Origin of the sequence: Vibrio sp. TBV020 (assembly GCF_046056895.1) — a bacterium.
Lineage (GTDB): Bacteria > Pseudomonadota > Gammaproteobacteria > Enterobacterales > Vibrionaceae > Vibrio.
Genome location: NZ_JBEEAQ010000001.1, coordinates 974,770 through 992,185 on the forward strand (window position 1 = coordinate 974,770; position 17,416 = coordinate 992,185).

A 17,416-nucleotide genomic window follows, 5' to 3' on the forward strand; every position below is an offset into this window, starting at 1 on the left:
AAGAGCGAAGGAAGGACTCAGTAACTGTGATTCGAACTCAAATACCAGTTTGGCTATTGAGCATGGGACTTGGCTTGTGTGTTCCATTAGCCAATGCAAGCCAAGAAATGGCCATATTTTCGATGGATTCAGGCTTCACTGAGCTTTCGAAATCGAAGGCGAGGAAGCTCTATTGAGGCAAAACAAAACGCCTTGAGGGAAAGCGCTTTGAACTGGCGGATTGGCCAGAAGATAGCCCCGAGCGATCTGAGTTCTATCATTCTCTATTAGGTAAGAACACTGCTCAGATGAACGCACACTGGGCAAGCCTGTCGTTTTCAGGAAAAGCGAGACCTCCGAAAGAGATCAGTACAGCTGGTATTGATGTCCTATTGAATTGGATGTCAGAGAAGTCGAGTCGCATTGGCTATGCGCCTATCAATCAACTACCTGATAATGCGACCATTTTATACGTCGTAAGCACGGAGAATTAACCTATGAATAAACGGATATCTATCGCTGTGCTTAGTGCTATCACGTTACCTGCTTTTGGTGCTATCGAACTCGGGAATCACTTTTCCGTAAGTGGCTTTGGCTCGACATCTTGGACTCAGTCAGACAACGACACACCGTTATTCATTCACCGAAATATTAGAGATGAGAGTTGCTATGACTGTGATACTACCTTTGGCTTACAACTCGATTACTACTATGACGCTTTTAAAGCGTCTGTGCAGGTTGTGAAACGCCCCCAAGATAATTGGAGTGATCCTCAGCTTGAATGGGCTTACGTCGGTTATGAAGTGGAGTCGCTAGAATTTAGAGCGGGTCGGCTACGTCTGCCGCTTTTTTTGGCTTCTGAATATTACTATGTTGGGCAAGCCTACACCCCTGCTCGCCCTCCATCAGAAGTGTACAACAGTGTATTAGGGATCACTGCATACAACGGCTTAAGTGTTAGTTGGCTTCATGATTTGAATGATGATATCAGCCTGCAAATGACACCCTTTTTCGGTTTCAAGGACGAAAATGAAGTGCAATTTAACCCTCAAACTTATTTGAAGTTTGAGACTGAAAAAATGTGGGGACTAAACTTATCTTTGTCTGGTGACAGCTATAGATGGAACTTTGCCTATCTCAATAGCGACTTTGACCAAACCACTACGCTTTACAACGTAGTTCAAACACTGCCAATGGTGGGTGAGGTGACTATTCCTCAGTTAACTACACAGAATAATGGGCAAAATATTGAGCTTTGGTCGCTTGGCGCTGAATATGAGTTTGGTCAAAGCAAGTTGACGTTTGAAGGCCAGATTAATGACTTATCTTCATCTTGGTATGTGGGCGGTCAATACAACTATGAGGAACTCACACCGTATGTTATCTACGGAATGTTATTTGACCAAAGTGAGCATAAGGTTGGAGATAGCTACACGTTAGGAGTCCGATACGACTTACTTTACAACGTGTCTATCAATGGAGAATGGCAAACTTTCAATACCATGTCAGGTCAGAGAGGTTCCTTCATTACGATACCGAGCGATTCTGAGGCCAACCTATATACCGTAATGGTGAATTTCGTTTTTTAAGAATCAGCGGCGTTGTAAAACCAGGAACAAGTTCATGAATAATTGAGCCTCATTTGTTCCTTGTTTCAGATCTACAATGATTGGCAGATGTTAATGCTGATTTAAGGTTCTACAATGACAACATTTCCAAGTGATTTCCTTTGGGGCGGTGCAATTGCCGCCAATCAAGTTGAGGGTTCATTCAATTTAGGTGGCAAAGGCTTATCTACATCAGACATGCTACCAAATGGCATTTTAAGCCCTCATCAAAAACGCGATGAGCGCACCGACGGCATTAAAGATTTAGCGATCGATTTTTATAATCGCTACCCAGAAGACATTGAACTATTTAATGAGATGGGCTTCAACTGCCTTCGCCTCTCGATTGCTTGGACGCGCATTTTTCCAAACGGTGACGAACTAGAGCCGAACGAAGAGGGACTTGCGTATTACGATAAGATCTTCGACGAACTGGCTAAGCATGATATGCAGCCTTTCGTCACTCTATCTCACTACGAAATGCCTTATGCCTTAGTAGAAAGCTACGGTGGTTGGGGTAGTCGTGAGTTGATTACTTTCTTTGAACGTTATGCGCGTACTGTATTTGAACGTTATGCGAACAAGGTGAAGTTATGGCTGACCTTCAACGAAATTAACATGTCATTGCATGCGCCATTTACAGGTGTTGGATTGCAAGAAGAAGCGAGTGAACAGGCCATCTATCAAGCGATTCACCATCAATTGATTGCCAATGCAAAAGCCGTCAAATTGTGTCATGAGATCATTCCTGATGCGAAGATAGGTAATATGCTGCTTGGTGCTCTGAATTACCCTTATACATGTAATCCAGACGATGTGATTGCCGCGATGCATGAAAACAACAAGTGGTTGTTCTTTGGTGATGTTCAAACGCGAGGCAAGTATCCTGGCTATATGCTGCGCTATTTCCGTGAGAACGGCATTGAGATAGTGATGGAGCCGGGCGACGTTGAAGAATTGGCGAGTGCGAGTGTCGATTTTATCTCATTTAGTTACTACGCAAGCGGCTGTGCAAGTGCTGATCCCAAGCAGAAAGAAGTGGGTAATATCGTCGATAGTGTGCCAAATCCATATCTTGAAAAGAGTCAGTGGGGCTGGTTAATTGACCCGAAAGGCTTACGTATTTTGCTTAACTTCTTGCATGATCGTTATCAGAAACCGCTGTTTATTGTTGAAAATGGCTTAGGTGCACGCGATGAAGTGAACGAAAACGGTGAGATTATTGATGATTACCGAATCGCTTACTTAAATGATCATCTTGTTCAAGCGCGTGAGGCAGTTCTTGATGGTGTCGAACTTATGGGTTTCACTAGTTGGGGACCGATTGATTTGGTCGCAAACTCAACCGCAGAAATGAGCAAGCGATACGGATACATCTACGTCGATCGTCACGATGATGGAAACGGCACACTTGAGCGCAAACGTAAGAAAAGTTTCTATTGGTATCAAGATGTAATTGGTACTAATGGTGCGAGCTTAAAAGTCTAAATTGCACTTTAAATACTAAAAAGGAGCTTCATTGTGAGCTCCTTTTTAATGGGGGACTATTCTTCTTCTGTTAGGCCAAGCTCTGCTCTTTTTCGTTTGCTAAGTCCTTTAGCGACAATCTTATGAGACTCCGTTAAATAGTAAGTTAACTCCTCAATCAGCTCGCCATCAGTATCGATCTGTTGAATCCATTTCATACCACGAGTAGCAAAGTAAGGTGCTGGGCGATAGCCTTCATTCTCTTTCAAGAAATCGTAGTTTCGCTCCGATGTCTTAAAGGTATAAGCGACTTTCCCACCTTCTTGCGTTGTTCCAATGGCAAATACTTTTCCGCCGACTTTCCAGACATGTGAATCGCCCCATTGCATCACATAGGTTGTGGCTGATAAAGAATCACAAAATTGATTGAACTGATCATGAGTCATAGCTATCTCTACTTAATGTTTTGGCAACCTAGGAAGAAGTCGATGGCCGATTCTAAGTTTACTAAACGTTCGGCAGGGTCATTTTCAGCCATACCTAGAAAAACAGGAAAGAAGGTTCGACCTTTTACTAACGCCCACAAGTTTACAGCCAGTTCTGAAGTGTTTTGTTTTGGCAAAGCGCCGTGGTGAATAGCCTGTTCTAGCCAAACTTCCATAGGACAAGCTTTAATGCTTTCGACATTGTTTAGGTGGCATTTACCTTGGCACATCGCCTCAATGGTGATGGCAACAAGTAGGCGGCGTTTTTCACACTGCATAACGTGATCAAGCTGGTGGCTAAAGATCTCGATTAACTGTGTTTTCACACTTCTGTTAGGGTCGAAGTCAGGCAAGGTTTGATTGAGCTTTTCTTCTTGCATGATGTGCTCAACAACGGCTTGGTAAAGGTTCTCTTTCGAGCCAAAGTGGGAATACACCGTAGGTTTGGTCGAATTGGCTTTTTTAGCAATGAGCTCTAACGACGCGCTTTGTACGCCTAATTCTTTGTAGCATTCAATCGCGGCCAAGATGATATTTAGCTTGGTCCTTTCACTGCGCTGGTTTCGTTTATCCATACCGTTATCCGTACAGGATGGGGAAAGGTGAGAAACTACCATAAATTTCCTTGAGTTCTATGAACAAAGTGACGTATTGAGAGTGTTTTCATCTTTTATCGACTTGTTTGTTGATTTTAGCATCAAGATTGACGCTTTAATATTTCATTGAGCTGGTTGACTAGGTTGATCATAGGATCGATTTTCTTACCAACTAGCTTTGGAGCTTCAGGCGTCATCACAACAAAGTCATTGGGCGCTATCCCAGATTGAATGGGGATATAGCCTGTGTAGCTTTCTTTAATCTTAGCAATAGTCACTTGTTTTGCTCTCACTACGCGTTTTTCATCAAGCACGAATAGGGTTGGTGTTCCATCACGGGTGTGAACTGACGTCGCAGGGACAAACAATTGCGGGGTTCGCTTAGGGCTGTTGAGGAAAAAGGAAGAGCTAGAGCCAATAAGATGCGCGCCATTACGGTTATCAAATACTGCAAAAGCATTGAGCTCTTTAGCGTGGTCAGCGAGTTTGGCATCGATGTATTTTAGCTGCCCATCAATATAGTCGCCTTTTTCCGTTGCGATTGATGCAATGACAAGATCGAGATTGTGGCTTAGCGCTTGACGATACTCACTGAGTATTTGAGGTTGAGCAGAAAAGTGCAGTTCAATATTGTTTGTCGCGACTAACTCGGTGATCAACTCTCCTTTGTTGATGTAGTTACCCTCGTTGAGGCGAAACTGTCCCAGCGAGCCTGAAAAAGGTGCGTACATGATGGCTGCTTCTTGTTCTCGCTGTGCTTGGAGCAAGTTATTCCTCGTTTCATCGACTGCTCTGATGGCCGATTTAAACCTCGGATCATCTTCACGTGTCGTTCGAGTGAGCTCAATGATATTTCGTGTGGCGATCTGGTACTCGTGCTGAGCCGCTTGGACGGCAATCTTTGCCAATGTCGCGTCAAATTCCAGCAAAGGCTCACCTTGGCGTACGTAGTCACCATCTTGAACGAAAATTTTAGCAATCTTACCACTGTTTTCCGCCACAATTTGGGTGTATTGCGATGGTCTAAATTCGCCATTTAGTGCAATGAGTTGGGTTGCTGGGCGCTCAGAGGGCAACTGAACTAGATAGGCAGTTGCGTTCTTGTGTGGCTTTGCTTGGGTGAACTGGCAGCTTAAAACCAAAGTTAGAGCGAGGATAAAGATTAGGCCAAGTGAAAGGGCGAGTCTGTTCATGTCTGTCCCTGATTCATTGTAATGAATTGTTAGATTTATAGAATTTTGTGATTTGTTCTTTAATTTCTATCGTTGTAGAGAATATTTTAACTTTACCGTTAAGTAAAGTTTTGTCGTGTTGTATTCAATATTTCTGGCTGAGGGGGGATTGGTTTCTCAACGTATAATTCTCATCAAATAAGAATAGGTGGCAAAAACTATTTATAAATTCCTACCATATAAGAATACAATTTGCTCGTTACCTTTATATAGCGATACAACAATAGCGTGAACTCGATGAAGCAAAATAGTGGTCAAGTGAACGAAAAGGTTCTTCAACTATTGATGCAAGTGGCAGTCAATGAAGAACCCGTAACCGCGAAACAGTTAAGTGAACAGCTTGGTACTCCGATAAGTAGTCTCTACCGACATTTGAAACTGCTTAGAGAATGGAACTTGATTGAGGAAAGTCCAAATGACAAAACCTTGATCATAGGTCCGGCGGCATTACTGCTAATGCGCAGCTATGAAACCAGTCAGCATGATTTAGATATTGTTGATTCAGTGCTTAATCGTCTGCAGAAGCAGACGGGGGAAATGGCAGCGTATATGGTACCTGTAGGTTACAGGGCGTTATGTGTCAGTCGTAAAGAAAGTATGCAGGCTCTTCGTTGCAGCTATGTTCAAGGGCAAAGTCAGCCCTTACTGCGTGGCGCCTCATCAAAGGTTATGTTGGCTTATTTACCCGCCTCACGGTGCGAAAAAATCCTACGTTACTTTGGTGAAGAATCTCGTATTGAGCAATGGCACAAAGAACTAGAGCAGATTCGTAATCAGGGCTATGCAGTCAGTACTTCAGAGATTGACTCTGGGGTATCAGGTATCAGTGCGCCTGTTATGAAAGGATCAAAGCTAGTTGGTGCTATTTCGGTGATGGCACCTGCACATCGAGTTCAAATGAATCAGCAGAAAATCATTCTGCACGTTCTTCAAGCAGCGAGGGCATTGCCCCCAGAAAGGTAATTCATATGTTTGGGCTATTTCGACGCAATAAAGTGCAAAGTATTACCGGTGTACTATCACATCGCCTTGTCTTGCTCAGTGTTAGCGAGAAACTGAAGCCGATGAAACAAGTTGAGTTCGAAATGGCCAATCAAAGCTTAGAAGAAATGTATGAGTGGATTGCTGATATAGATGGTTACCGTTGGATCAATGGTGGCCACTATGACTTGTCGAATCAGCCAACGGGTCACTATCAGCTTCATTTGAGCCGATTTCTAGGCTCAGAAGCTTTACCTGTTATTTTAACTAACAACAGTGAGACGATACTACACAGCTTACCGCTGCTACATTCCCCACATAAAGAGCTCGGAATTATCCATCTGGGCCGTCAATTCGAGCTTAAGGCGTCACTTGATCCTGTCCAAGAGAGCGCATTTCATTTTGCTTTATCTCGTTACAATGAATGTCGCCTGTTCTGCTTAGGCATTGACCCAACACATCAAGATGATCGGACATTAGAGTATGCAGAAGATCTTGGCTGTGACTGGATGACGTTACCTGAGTGCAGTTTTGGTCATCGTTTTCAGGTTAAGCAGCAACTGGCTAACTACTTATCTTATTGTGATGAAGTGGTCGTAAACATTGACCTGCCTAGTTTATACCCCGTTTCTCGCCTTGAACGAGGCAGTGCACTAGATGTTCAAGTGGTTAGTCGAATGATTCGTCAATTGCTTGTTTCAGGGAAAGTGCGTCAAGTTCAATTGGTCGGATATAAGGATAAGCACCTCTATTCCAAGCAGACACAAACGATACTGCATGAGCTTACTCAAATGTTCCCTTCAAACAATCGAGCGGCATAGTTATCGCCTTTTTTGTTACTTTCTAACATTTATGAGTTAGCTTGGTTGTCGCTCAGTATGTTGAAGTGTGATGAGAGGGCAGATATTAATATTCTTTGAGTTGTGACTGAACTTTCTATGTTCATAAAGGGTTAAATACTTCTCAATAAGATTTTCTGAGCTAATATCTTCTCTTTATTTCCTAATGCTTTGCAGACTTTCAGTGTGACCAAATTCACTTTTCCACGATAAAGTCCCCACCGTTTATGGTGTGTTACTTTTTACCCAGTTAATAACATCTTTATAACTAACCCCTTGATCTACAGAGTGCAATGGTGATGTTACTTTTTAACACTCATTATCTTTTCTCAAAAAGCTAAAATTAAAATAGCCATAAAAAACAGTTATTTACATTCTGGTTGTGATATTGATGTTAGAAACTATCACACAAAGTTATTTTTGTGATCGTGAACACTTCACCATCTAAATCTTAACGGTATGGTTGTTTTTACCGCACTAAGCAGAGCTGTTTAAGTGTGGAAGCGCCTCCAAGGAATGCTGTCAAAAAGGAAGGACAATGGGTTTATGACATTACCGAATAACATCATTACTAGAACTAAAAATCGGCTGAACAAAGCCAATCAATTTGCAGTAGGAATTCTTACCGCTTTGTTGATATTAGATGTGTGGTTGGGCGTACTGGATCGCTACGTACTTAAATTGCAATTGGTATGGGTTGAAGAACTCGCTCGCTACATCATGATTTGGGCCATTTTAATGGCAGTTCCTTGCTGTACCGCTGGCCGTGAGCATATGGGGTTAGAGTTTGTCACTAAACGCTTTCCTAAAACGGCACAGCAGATGATCAAAATTGCTGTAGGTGGACTAACTTGTGCCTTCTTTGGCTATATCGCTTATTTGGGTTACGCCTTTGCTGAGAAGGGGGCCAATCAACTTTCAACTGTCTTTTCGATGCCAATGGCTTATGCCTATGCGGCGATTCCGGTGACGTTTGCGTTGTCTAGTTTCCAAGCCTTTATGGTTTGGTTAGAGGATATCTACGCCCTAAGGCTGAGTCTACAAGGTGAAAAATTAGAAGTGCAAGGAGAGCAGCTATGATCGTCGGTGTGATTTTTTTATTCCTCATGTTAGTGGGTGCGCCTATTGCAATTGCGCTTGGTGTAGCTGGCATTACGGGTATGTTCGATATGGGTGGTGCGCACTTTGCGTCACTGGCTCCTAGTAAAATTTTTAACGGCTTAAACATTTTCCCTTTCCTTGCGATGCCGTTTTTCATCCTTGCGGGTGAAATTATGAACCATACAGGTATTACAAGCCGTCTGGTTTATCTTTCTGAAGCTTTGGTTGGACACTTCCGTGGCGGCCTAGCGCACTCAAACATGGTGGCGTCGGTCTTTTTCTCTGGTATCACGGGGTCGGCAACGGCAGATGCTGCAGCGTTTGGTCGTACTCTTGTTCCAGCAATGGTGAAACAAGGCTATTCAAAAGACTACGCGTGTGCAGTAACGGCCGCAGGTTCCATTATCGGCCCTACGATTCCGCCATCAGGTCTTATGGTTGTTTACGGCTCACTAATGGGCGTATCGATCGGTGGTCTGTTTGCAACAGGTATTCTGCCGGGCATCTTGGTATGTCTAGTGTGTATGGCGATTATCGGTGCAATGGGTAAGCGTAAAAACCTACCTAAGATGAGCCAAAAAGCGTCCTTAGCAGAGGTATTAGATCACTTTAAGAACTCTGCACTGGCGCTACTGATGCCACTTATTATCCTTGGCGGCATTGTTTTTGGTATCGTGACTCCAACTGAAGCGGCGTCTATTGCGGTGGCTTATGCCCTAGTGATTGGTACCTTCATCTACCGAAATCTAACGGTTAACGCACTGTTCCAAATGATCATTCGTACGGCGCAGATCTCTGCGGTTATCTACCTAATCATTGGTTCAGCATCGATTCTTGGCTGGTGGCTGAGCTTCAATCAGATCCCACAGATGATTGCAGATATGTTCATCTCTTTGTCTGATAACCCACACGTTATCTTGGCTCTGATTATCGCGCTACTACTGACAGTCGGCATGATTATGGATATCAACGTAATGCTGATTATCCTAGCGCCAATCCTCGTTCCATTAACGATGGAAATTGGAATGGACCCACTGCATGCCGGCATTGTATTCATCCTTGCTCTAAATATTTCACTGATGACTCCACCGATTGGCGCTTGCTTGTTCGTACTCTCATCCGTGACTGGAGCGAAAATTGAAGGCATATCGAAAGAGCTTATGCCATTCCTAATCGGACAACTATTGCTCTTATTCGCTATCGCGTTCTTCCCTGACATTGTGTTGTTCATCCCACGTCTATTGGGCTACTAACACAAACCTAAGTTCGTACATTTTTACCCTACAAATCCTGGCTTAAGCTCAAGCCTAAGCCAGGTAATAACTAAAATTCATACATAATGGAGTTATTATGAAAAAGCTAACGAAATCATTGATCGCTACTGCACTGGCAACCAGTCTATTATCCGCACCTTTTGCTATGGCAGAAAAAGTTCTTCGTATTGGTCATGACAACAAAGCTGACATTATGGAAAACCCAGCGCATGCGTTTACTGGCGTTTTCAAAAACATCGTTGAAACGGCTACTAATGGTGAAATCAAAGTTCAAGTTTTCCCAAGTAACCAACTAGGTACGGCAAAAGAGCACATCCAAATGGTACGTGATGGTCAGCTACAAGGTACGCTATCACCTGTTGGTCCTCTTGCTGGTTACTACCCACGTATTGGTGTTCTAGATGTTCCATTCGCGTTTGATAACAACGCATCTACGTATGAAGTTCTGGATGGTCAATTTGGTAAAGCGCTGGCGACGGATATTGAGTCAGAGCTGAAAGATGTCAAGATTCTTGGTTTCCCAGATACAGGCGGCTTCTTCTCAGTAACGAACTCTAAGCGAGCGATTGAAGAGCTAGATGATTTTAAAGGTCTGCGTATTCGTACGATGACGTTGCCAACGCACCAGAAAATCATTCAATCTCTAGGCGCAGAAGCGTATCCGCTGTCATGGGGTGAGGTGTACTCATCGCTACAAACGGGTGTTATCGATGGTCAAATGAACCCTGTACCAACGGTATCATTTGCTAAGTTCAACGAAGTACAACAATACCTAACGCTAACAAATCACCTGTTTGCACCGTACACGTTTATGGTTAACAAGGATTTCTATGATGGTCTGACGGAAGAAGAGAAGAAGATCGTTTCCGATGCGGTTGAGATTGCTCTTAGCGCGAACCGTGGTCTATCTCGTCTGATTGAAGCATCGAGCGACCGTGGCCTAGACGGTCTGAAAAAGCGCATGAAGGTGAACTCTTTGACAGCTGAGCAACGTGACTCAATGCGTCAAGCGACTCAGCCTGGTGTCATTGCATACGTGAAAGAGACTCACGGTGAAAAAGGGACAGAGCTACTGAACCTGTTCCTAGAAGAAGTGGACAAAGCAAACCAATCTACGTATTTGAAATAGGCTCTCTCCAGCCAGTTGCCCCAACAAGTGTTGGGGCTTTTTTCGTTTTAGGTAAGAGATTGTAACGATTCAAAGAGGTGTTATGGATATTGCGCAATGGGTAGGTGGCGTAAGTTTTATTTTAGGTTTGATTTGTTTTTGCCAAAAAGATGACCGCAAGCTGCGTTTGATGATGCTGGCTTTTTATGGCGTTCATGCGGTTCACTTTGTCCTACTAGGAAGTATGGCTGCTGCTGGTGCGGTTGTACTGTCATTTATTCGTACTGGTTTGTCGATACTCTACCCGAGAAAGTGGCTAAGTTGGGTGGTGATTGGTTGTCTCGCTGGTATTGGCTTGTTGTCATGGCAATCTCATTGGCAACTGCTGGCAATTTTAGGCACAGCGATAGGAACGTATTCTGTGTTCAATTTTTGGGGTATTCAATTAAGACTGGGTTTAGTTGTTGGGGCGAGCTTATGGTTGACCCATAATATTGCGGTAGGTTCGATCGGCGGAGCGCTACTGGAGAGCTGTTTGATTGTGTTGAACTTAGTAACCGCAATGCGTATTTACCGAGATCACCAAGCCGAGCAATCGAAAATTATTAAGTCCTAGAAACACAAAAGCTGGCGATTAAGCCAGCTTAGTACGGTTGTTTTGCACATTATGAAGTTTTGCTTGCGTCTTTGTTCGACTCTTTCCAGTACTGAATGCGTACGCGATGCAATTGTGCTTTTCTCATTTTCTTCATGATAATCCCTCACGTTTATAGAAAATTGCTCTTTCTTGAGCTTATGTGAATCAAGTTCCTCATGAACAAGAAACAATGTAGCCATCAAATTGGCAAAGATCTAGGCTTTTGATCACATTTTTTTGAGTGAATGCCATTCCTTATGCATGAAAAGTGAACCATGGCGCAGTTTAATAAGCCTGACATGTAACTAAAACATTAGTGTCTTTGATAATTAATCTTTCTGAAACAGTAAGTTAACCAATCTGTCATTTTTTGATTCTACGATTTGCACGCATTTTTATAAAAATACTCAAGCAAGGAGTTAGCAATGTGCTCAGTTTCAGATAAGAATAGTGACAATCAAGATTCAGAATTTAGCCAAATGATCGATGCACGATTATCTCGTCGTCGATTTTTAGCGGGAACCGCTGCCGTCAGTGCTGGTGCCTTTCTATCGCTTAACCCAATTGCGAAAGCCTTCGCTGCCACAGGTGAAAGTACATTACTGAATTTTGAGGCGGTGCCAGCTTCAACTGCTGATGCATTTATTGTCCCTAAAGGTTATAAAGCGACGCCATTGCTTTCTTGGGGAGATCCTATTTTCCCTGACGCTCCTAAATTTGACCCAAGCGGTAAGCAAAACTCACAAGCTCAATTGCGCCAATTTGGTGACAACACCGATGGCATGAGTTTGTTCCCGATCAGTGAAGATCGTGCGGTTATCGCTGTTAACAATGAATACACCAACTATGATCTTCTGTTTGATCATGGTGGTAAAGCGATGACAGCTGATGACGTTTTGAAAGCGCAAGCAGCGCATGGTGTGACGGTGTTTGAAGTTGTTCGTTCAGGCGGCCAGTGGAAAGTCGACATTAACGGCAAGCTAAACCGTCGAATTACCGCCAATACAGAAATGAAGCTTACCGGCCCTGCTGCGGGTCACGACTTGATGAAGACCAAGCTTGACCCACAAGGGATGAAGCCATTAGGCACATTTAACAACTGTGCTAACGGTCAAACCCCTTGGGGAACATACCTTACCTGTGAAGAGAACTTTAATGGTTATTTTGGTACCAGTGGTAGTGCTGAGGTTTCGGATGATCATAAGCGCTATGGTGTCAAAGCAGCGAAAAGTAAATATCAATGGCATGACACAGATGAGCGTTTTGATGTAGCAAAACACCCCAACGAACCACACCGTTTTGGTTGGGTGGTAGAAATTGATCCAAATGACCCGACCTCAACACCGCTTAAACGTACTGCACTTGGCCGTTTCAAGCATGAAAACGCCGCTTTGCTGATCAACAATGATGGTCATATCGTCGTGTACTTGGGGGATGATGAGCGTGGTGAGCACCTGTACAAGTTTATTTCTAAGAACAAGTACCAGCCGGGCAACGACAAAGCGAATCGCGACTTGTTAGAAGAAGGTACCTTGTATGTGGCTAAGTTTGAGTTCGATGGCGAAGAGTTAAAAGGCAAAGGGGAGTGGCTAGAGCTTACTCATGGTAAGAACGGGCTAACTAAAGATAATGGCTTTAAAGACCAAGCGGAAGTGATGATTTTTGCTCGTCGCGCCGCTACTCAAGTGGGTGCTACGACGATGGACCGCCCTGAATGGGTAGCCGTACACCCTAACAACAAACATGTCTTCTGTACGTTGACTAACAATAAAAATCGTGGTGTTAAAGAAGGCCAGCCGGTGGGTGGTCCAAACCCACGCAAAGAAAATCATTACGGTCAGATTGTTCGTTGGGTACCACAAAACGATGATCATACTAGCGATGGTTTTAATTGGGATCTCTACCTAATCGCAGGTAACCCTGAAGTTCATCAAGGCAGCCTATATGCAGGTAGCGAGAACATCAATAAAGACAACATGTTCAACAGCCCTGATGGTATTGGCTTTGACTCTGCGGGTCGCTTGTGGATTCAGACCGATGGTAACTATTCGAATAAAGGTGACTTTGCTGGCCAAGGTAACAACCAAATGCTTTGTGGTGACCCAATGACAGGTGAGGTTCGCCGATTCTTAACTGGTCCAGTTGCGTGTGAAATTACGGGCTTAACTTTCTCAGCGGACAACAAGACCATGTTTGTTGGTGTTCAACACCCTGGTGAGAAGGGTGCGCCGTCTCACTTCCCTGCGGGTGGAAACAGCAAACCGCGCTCTACCATTATGGCGATTACCCGTGAAGATGGTGGCGTTATCGGGGCGTAGCTATTTTTACTATGGTATGGATGGGGCCTTGTGCCCCATTTTTTTAGTTCTACAGGCCGTTATGGGATAATTATGCGCTCAAAGGCATAAAATTTGTGATCTTTAGACAATTAAGCACTAAATATAGTTGCTTCATATGTACGGTATAACTATATTGAATAGGTATCCCACATAACTTTAAGGTGTAGAGACTGAGTAAACTCCCAGAGTGAATACGAACAAACTGAACGCAGAGAGACACAGGGCTTAGCGTCCAACCCGCTAAGAGTGCCATCAAAAACGTATAAGAATTAAGTATTTTCAAAGGCCTTTTGCTTTTCCCCTCTTTAAATAGTCGCATCTTCTAGTTATCGATACTTTGTCTGATAACCATGGAGGAGGTTTGGCTATGTTACCACTAGGTTTATTCGCACTAGGTGCTTTCGTATTTTTAGGCTGCTGGGTTGCTCAACACGGTTTACCAGTATTAGGTATGAAGCTTGATGAAGCCGATCTATTACTTATCTCTGAAATGTCTGGTGAAGATGTTCTAGAAGCATAACTACGATAAAAACAAAGAGAAAAAGGAGCCCACAATGGCTCCTTTTTTGGTTTTATAATCTACGAGTTCTTTTTCTACATAGAGCTCAAAGCATTAAACCCAACAGACTCGACCCCATTTTGGGTAAGCCAAGACTTTAACTCAGGAGAGGTTAAAATCTCACGCTCGGCGGCGCGTTTTTCTACATAGCCAGTCACTGCACGAAGCGCTTCAATATTCTTATCGGCACTTGGGTGGCACATAAACTCGATTAAACCATCGGGGTACGCTTCTTTGTATTTCAGCACTTGCTGCTTAAAGTTAGCCTCGGTAGCACCTTCATCAAAGAAGGAGAGGTCGAACGCATCTGTTGTCGGGACTTGTAGCGTCCCTTGACCGCGAACACAGGTATCGACGCGGCGGACAGGAATACCACAATCATTGGAAAAGCGAACGAAAGCTGCTTTAAGCGGAGCAAACACCCCTGCAAAGTGATGGGTATCAATATGGTTAATATCAAGCCCCGCATTCAACGCCGCGTTATATTGCACAAGCAGCTCTTGATAAACCTCATCTGGATTGACGTGATGACTAAGCATTGTATTTTTATCTAAGAAATATCCGTGCTCGTTAATCAGAGTGGGTACTTGTGCTGGTGGAGATAATGGCTTGCCGCTCGTTACGGTAAAATGCAAGCCGATTTCAGGCACCAAACCCTGTTTGTACAAGTCTATCGCGTGATGAACTCCTTCTTGGTTCATCATGATGGTGGTTGATGTGACTATGCCTGCTTTAAAGCACTCAACAATGCCATTATTGACGCTCTCTGATAGTCCGAAATCATCGGCATTAACTATTAGTTTCATGGTTTCTCCAAGAGGTGAGTAGCTCGAAAGACTATCGGTTCAATGCGTGAGCAAACTGAGGCATGAATTCGATGTTTTCTCTAATTGTCTCTTTTAATGCCTCATTTAAATGTGAGCCACTATCCACTATCGGGTTGAGAATGAGAGCACGATGCGCTGCATTTAAGTCGCCTTCCATCGCCGCTTTAACTGTCAACGCTTCAAATTCTTTCATTAGCTGAATAAGGCGCAGTGTATCTGTCGGGAATGGCGCAACGTTGAGAGGGAGAATCTCACTACTGGTAATGACGGAGCTGACTTCGACGGCACAGTCATCCGGCAGCCCTGCAATAGCGCCGTTATTACGAGTGTTAACGTGCATGATGGTGCGCTTGTTATTGTAGATGGCACTCATCAGTTCACAGGCGGCCTCTGAGTAGTAAGCGCCTCCGCGCTGTTCCAGAATCTTTGGTTTAGTTTCGAGCGTTGGATCGCTGTAAATAGCTAACACTTCTTCTTCAATACGAGCAACTTGAGCGGCTCGGTTATTGGCACTTTTCGCTTCTTCAAACTCTTCGCTGAAGATATCTTTAGATTGGTAGTAGTAGTGAAGATATGCACAAGGAATCATTCCCATATTACCTAGTAGGTCTTCATCCCACTTGAATGGTTTAATGTTTTTCGGCGTCATTGCCATATTGCCGTCGTTCAACATATCAATGATTTGGTCGAGTTTATCTTCTCCTTGGTGCAGCACTTTTCTCGCCCAAACTAAATGATTGAGGCCCGCTATCTGCAACGTCACCTCATTTCGCTTGGCGTTTAGCATGGTGGTAATGTCTCGTTCCATATTGACCGGAATATTACATAGACCAACGGTGCGAATAGTTGAGTGCTTGAGCAGGGCTTCTGTCACCATTCCTGATGGGTTAGTGAAGTTAAGTAGCCATGCGTTTGGACATAGCGTTTCCATCTCTTTCGCAATTTCTAGGGCGATAGGAATCGTACGGCAAGCATTAGAAAAACCACCTAAGCCGTTAGTTTCTTGGCCAATCATGCCGTACTTAATCGCGATACGTTCATCACGAAGGCGAGCTTGAATACCGCCAGCTCGAAACTGAGAACATACAAAATCTGCACCCTCTAGGGCTGCCTTACGATCTACAGTTACCTGAACTTTTATCTCGCTTCCTGCCTTTCTGATCATACGACGCGCGAGATCACCAATGATCTCTGTTTTATGCATCCCCTCTTCGATATCGACTAACCAGATTTCTCGAATTGGGAGCTCATGACTGCGTTCGAGAAGCCCTTCAATCAGCTCTGGTGTATAGCTAGAACCACCGCCAATAACCGCTACTTTGAGTGTTTTTTTGTCTGCCATGATGCTTTCCTCTTACCACCATCAAATTAACTGAGTTCATTTAAGAGGTTTTATTAATCACTGACAAACGAGTATATTGACTTAATAGATTACTCAGATTCATGCATGAGATTATGTTCGACAATAAACAGCAATTACTGGCTCACTTACATACGTTTAGTGTGGCGGCAAAGCACCTGAGTTTTACTGTGGCAGCGCAAGAGCTATTTTTGACTCAAAGTGCTGTCAGTCATCGCATACGTAAATTGGAACAGCAGCTCCAGTTTAATCTGTTTATTCGTAAGACCAGAAAACTAGAATTAACGCCGGAAGGGGCTCGGGTTTTATCCATGCTCAACACCTCGTTTGAGCTAATTTTTTCTGAACTGTCGGATATTCAAAATGATGAATTGAGTGGTGAACTTTATATTGGAACATCGTCATCTTTTGCATCCGCTTGGCTTATTCCTCGTCTAAAACGCTTCCGTGAACTCTACCCAAACTTGAGTCTTAAACTACTGACCAAACAGCATCAGATTGATTTTCAGTTTGATCCGATTGATGTGGGTATTTTTTACAGTGAAGGTGCGTACCCAGACCACTTTAGTGAGCGTTTATTCGTAGGGCGCCGCGTACCAGTTTGCACTCCAGAGTATGCTAAGCAGCATCAACTGTTTGATAAACCAGACAACTTAGCCAAAGTTAACTTTATTCATAGTGGGGGCTATACCGCTTGGGAACGTTGGCTGAAAGCAATGAACTTGAATATCGATTGCACGTTAAAAAGTGATTTGTTCAGCTACGAGCACACCACTGTTATTGCATTACAGTCAATGGGAGTGACTTTGGGACGAATGGAATTTGATCGACAATACCTAGAGAGTGGCCAGCTTGTCGCGCCCTTCCCGGCTATTGATTCAGGTAAAGGTTATGATGTCGTTTGTCCGCATGGAATGCAAAATCGACCGAAATTTCAGGCCTTCTTGACTTGGCTAAAATCCGAACTCGAATGATTTTCTAATTTGATTCTCTTTTTGAGAATCCTTCTTGGTGCTCTGCTTTGT

At 43.7% G+C, this 17,416-nt stretch carries 16 protein-coding genes and 1 pseudogene; 12 read left to right on the forward strand and 5 right to left on the reverse strand.

The genetic code is table 11. From position 1 onward, the window contains the following. Positions 1–62 precede the first annotated feature (62 nt). The 3 genes and pseudogenes from AAFX28_RS04135 (at position 63) to ascB (ending at position 3,074) form a co-directional block, all read left to right on the forward strand. Positions 63–473 (forward strand): annotated as a pseudogene (locus AAFX28_RS04135) (hypothetical protein). 3 nt (positions 474–476) lie between these two features. Then, positions 477–1,568 carry a sulfate ABC transporter permease gene (locus AAFX28_RS04140; protein WP_408685899.1) on the forward strand — a complete coding sequence of 364 codons (1,092 nt, stop codon included), beginning with the start codon at positions 477–479 and terminating at the stop codon, positions 1,566–1,568. 114 nt (positions 1,569–1,682) lie between these two features. Beyond that, positions 1,683–3,074, forward strand: a complete 1,392-nt coding sequence (gene ascB, locus AAFX28_RS04145) for a 6-phospho-beta-glucosidase (protein ID WP_408685901.1) — start codon at positions 1,683–1,685, stop codon at positions 3,072–3,074. A 56-nt stretch (positions 3,075–3,130) separates the two neighbouring features. On the opposite strand, the gene AAFX28_RS04150 is transcribed toward ascB, so the two are convergent. The 3 genes from AAFX28_RS04150 to AAFX28_RS04160 form a co-directional block, all read right to left on the reverse strand. Beyond that, positions 3,131–3,499, reverse strand: a complete 369-nt coding sequence (locus tag AAFX28_RS04150; protein ID WP_408685903.1) for an MmcQ/YjbR family DNA-binding protein — start codon at positions 3,497–3,499, stop codon at positions 3,131–3,133. Between the two features lie 8 nt (positions 3,500–3,507). Continuing rightward, positions 3,508–4,113 carry a TetR/AcrR family transcriptional regulator gene (locus tag AAFX28_RS04155; protein ID WP_408685905.1) on the reverse strand — a complete coding sequence of 202 codons (606 nt, stop codon included), beginning with the start codon at positions 4,111–4,113 and terminating at the stop codon, positions 3,508–3,510. Between the two features lie 122 nt (positions 4,114–4,235). After that, entirely contained in the window at positions 4,236–5,327 is a 1,092-nt protein-coding gene (locus AAFX28_RS04160; protein ID WP_408685907.1) for an efflux RND transporter periplasmic adaptor subunit, read from the reverse strand. A 276-nt stretch (positions 5,328–5,603) separates the two neighbouring features. Between AAFX28_RS04160 and AAFX28_RS04165 the strand changes: the two genes are divergently transcribed. From AAFX28_RS04165 to AAFX28_RS04200, 8 genes are all read left to right on the forward strand, one after another. Further along, complete coding sequence (locus AAFX28_RS04165) at positions 5,604–6,329, forward strand: IclR family transcriptional regulator (protein ID WP_408685909.1); 726 nt, start codon at positions 5,604–5,606, stop codon at positions 6,327–6,329. A gap of 5 nt (positions 6,330–6,334) precedes the next feature. Beyond that, positions 6,335–7,168 carry an arginase gene (locus tag AAFX28_RS04170; protein WP_408685911.1) on the forward strand — a complete coding sequence of 278 codons (834 nt, stop codon included), beginning with the start codon at positions 6,335–6,337 and terminating at the stop codon, positions 7,166–7,168. Between the two features lie 564 nt (positions 7,169–7,732). Further along, complete coding sequence (locus tag AAFX28_RS04175; protein WP_408685913.1) at positions 7,733–8,266, forward strand: TRAP transporter small permease; 534 nt, start codon at positions 7,733–7,735, stop codon at positions 8,264–8,266. Further along, the gene (locus AAFX28_RS04180; RefSeq protein WP_408685915.1) at positions 8,263–9,540 is read left to right on the forward strand and encodes a TRAP transporter large permease; all 1,278 of its coding nucleotides are present in this window, start codon (positions 8,263–8,265) and stop codon (positions 9,538–9,540) included. The genes AAFX28_RS04175 and AAFX28_RS04180 overlap by 4 nt, the downstream gene beginning before the upstream one ends. Before the next feature lie 97 nt (positions 9,541–9,637). Further along, positions 9,638–10,690 (forward strand): DctP family TRAP transporter solute-binding subunit, encoded by a 1,053-nt coding sequence (locus AAFX28_RS04185; protein WP_408685917.1) that lies wholly within the window; start codon positions 9,638–9,640, stop codon positions 10,688–10,690. A gap of 82 nt (positions 10,691–10,772) precedes the next feature. Then, positions 10,773–11,285 carry a YgjV family protein gene (locus AAFX28_RS04190; RefSeq protein WP_408685918.1) on the forward strand — a complete coding sequence of 171 codons (513 nt, stop codon included), beginning with the start codon at positions 10,773–10,775 and terminating at the stop codon, positions 11,283–11,285. 446 nt (positions 11,286–11,731) lie between these two features. Continuing rightward, a complete protein-coding gene (locus tag AAFX28_RS04195) occupies positions 11,732–13,624 on the forward strand; it encodes a PhoX family protein (protein WP_408685920.1) in 1,893 nt (630 codons plus the stop codon). Positions 13,625–14,006: 382 nt separating this feature from the next. Next, positions 14,007–14,165, forward strand: coding sequence for a hypothetical protein (locus tag AAFX28_RS04200; protein ID WP_408686836.1), 159 nt, complete (start codon positions 14,007–14,009; stop codon positions 14,163–14,165). Between the two features lie 74 nt (positions 14,166–14,239). Here the strand turns inward: AAFX28_RS04200 and AAFX28_RS04205 are convergent, their stop codons facing one another. Then, complete coding sequence (locus tag AAFX28_RS04205) at positions 14,240–15,010, reverse strand: carbohydrate deacetylase (protein WP_408685922.1); 771 nt, start codon at positions 15,008–15,010, stop codon at positions 14,240–14,242. 31 nt (positions 15,011–15,041) lie between these two features. After that, positions 15,042–16,373, reverse strand: a complete 1,332-nt coding sequence (locus tag AAFX28_RS04210; RefSeq protein WP_408685924.1) for a 6-phospho-beta-glucosidase — start codon at positions 16,371–16,373, stop codon at positions 15,042–15,044. A gap of 113 nt (positions 16,374–16,486) precedes the next feature. On the opposite strand from AAFX28_RS04210, the gene AAFX28_RS04215 reads away from it, so the two are divergent. After that, positions 16,487–17,365 carry a LysR substrate-binding domain-containing protein gene (locus AAFX28_RS04215; RefSeq protein WP_408685926.1) on the forward strand — a complete coding sequence of 293 codons (879 nt, stop codon included), beginning with the start codon at positions 16,487–16,489 and terminating at the stop codon, positions 17,363–17,365. The last annotated feature ends 51 nt before the right edge of the window (positions 17,366–17,416 follow it).

Coding starts and splice junctions, on each gene's coding strand:
- AAFX28_RS04140 (WP_408685899.1), top strand. CDS start 477: ATGAATAAACGGATATCTATCGCTGTGCTTAGTGCTATCACGTTACCT.
- ascB (WP_408685901.1), top strand. CDS start 1,683: ATGACAACATTTCCAAGTGATTTCCTTTGGGGCGGTGCAATTGCCGCC.
- AAFX28_RS04150 (WP_408685903.1), bottom strand. CDS start 3,499: ATGACTCATGATCAGTTCAATCAATTTTGTGATTCTTTATCAGCCACA.
- AAFX28_RS04155 (WP_408685905.1), bottom strand. CDS start 4,113: ATGGATAAACGAAACCAGCGCAGTGAAAGGACCAAGCTAAATATCATC.
- AAFX28_RS04160 (WP_408685907.1), bottom strand. CDS start 5,327: ATGAACAGACTCGCCCTTTCACTTGGCCTAATCTTTATCCTCGCTCTA.
- AAFX28_RS04165 (WP_408685909.1), top strand. CDS start 5,604: ATGAAGCAAAATAGTGGTCAAGTGAACGAAAAGGTTCTTCAACTATTG.
- AAFX28_RS04170 (WP_408685911.1), top strand. CDS start 6,335: ATGTTTGGGCTATTTCGACGCAATAAAGTGCAAAGTATTACCGGTGTA.
- AAFX28_RS04175 (WP_408685913.1), top strand. CDS start 7,733: ATGACATTACCGAATAACATCATTACTAGAACTAAAAATCGGCTGAAC.
- AAFX28_RS04180 (WP_408685915.1), top strand. CDS start 8,263: ATGATCGTCGGTGTGATTTTTTTATTCCTCATGTTAGTGGGTGCGCCT.
- AAFX28_RS04185 (WP_408685917.1), top strand. CDS start 9,638: ATGAAAAAGCTAACGAAATCATTGATCGCTACTGCACTGGCAACCAGT.
- AAFX28_RS04190 (WP_408685918.1), top strand. CDS start 10,773: ATGGATATTGCGCAATGGGTAGGTGGCGTAAGTTTTATTTTAGGTTTG.
- AAFX28_RS04195 (WP_408685920.1), top strand. CDS start 11,732: ATGTGCTCAGTTTCAGATAAGAATAGTGACAATCAAGATTCAGAATTT.
- AAFX28_RS04205 (WP_408685922.1), bottom strand. CDS start 15,010: ATGAAACTAATAGTTAATGCCGATGATTTCGGACTATCAGAGAGCGTC.
- AAFX28_RS04210 (WP_408685924.1), bottom strand. CDS start 16,373: ATGGCAGACAAAAAAACACTCAAAGTAGCGGTTATTGGCGGTGGTTCT.
- AAFX28_RS04215 (WP_408685926.1), top strand. CDS start 16,487: ATGTTCGACAATAAACAGCAATTACTGGCTCACTTACATACGTTTAGT.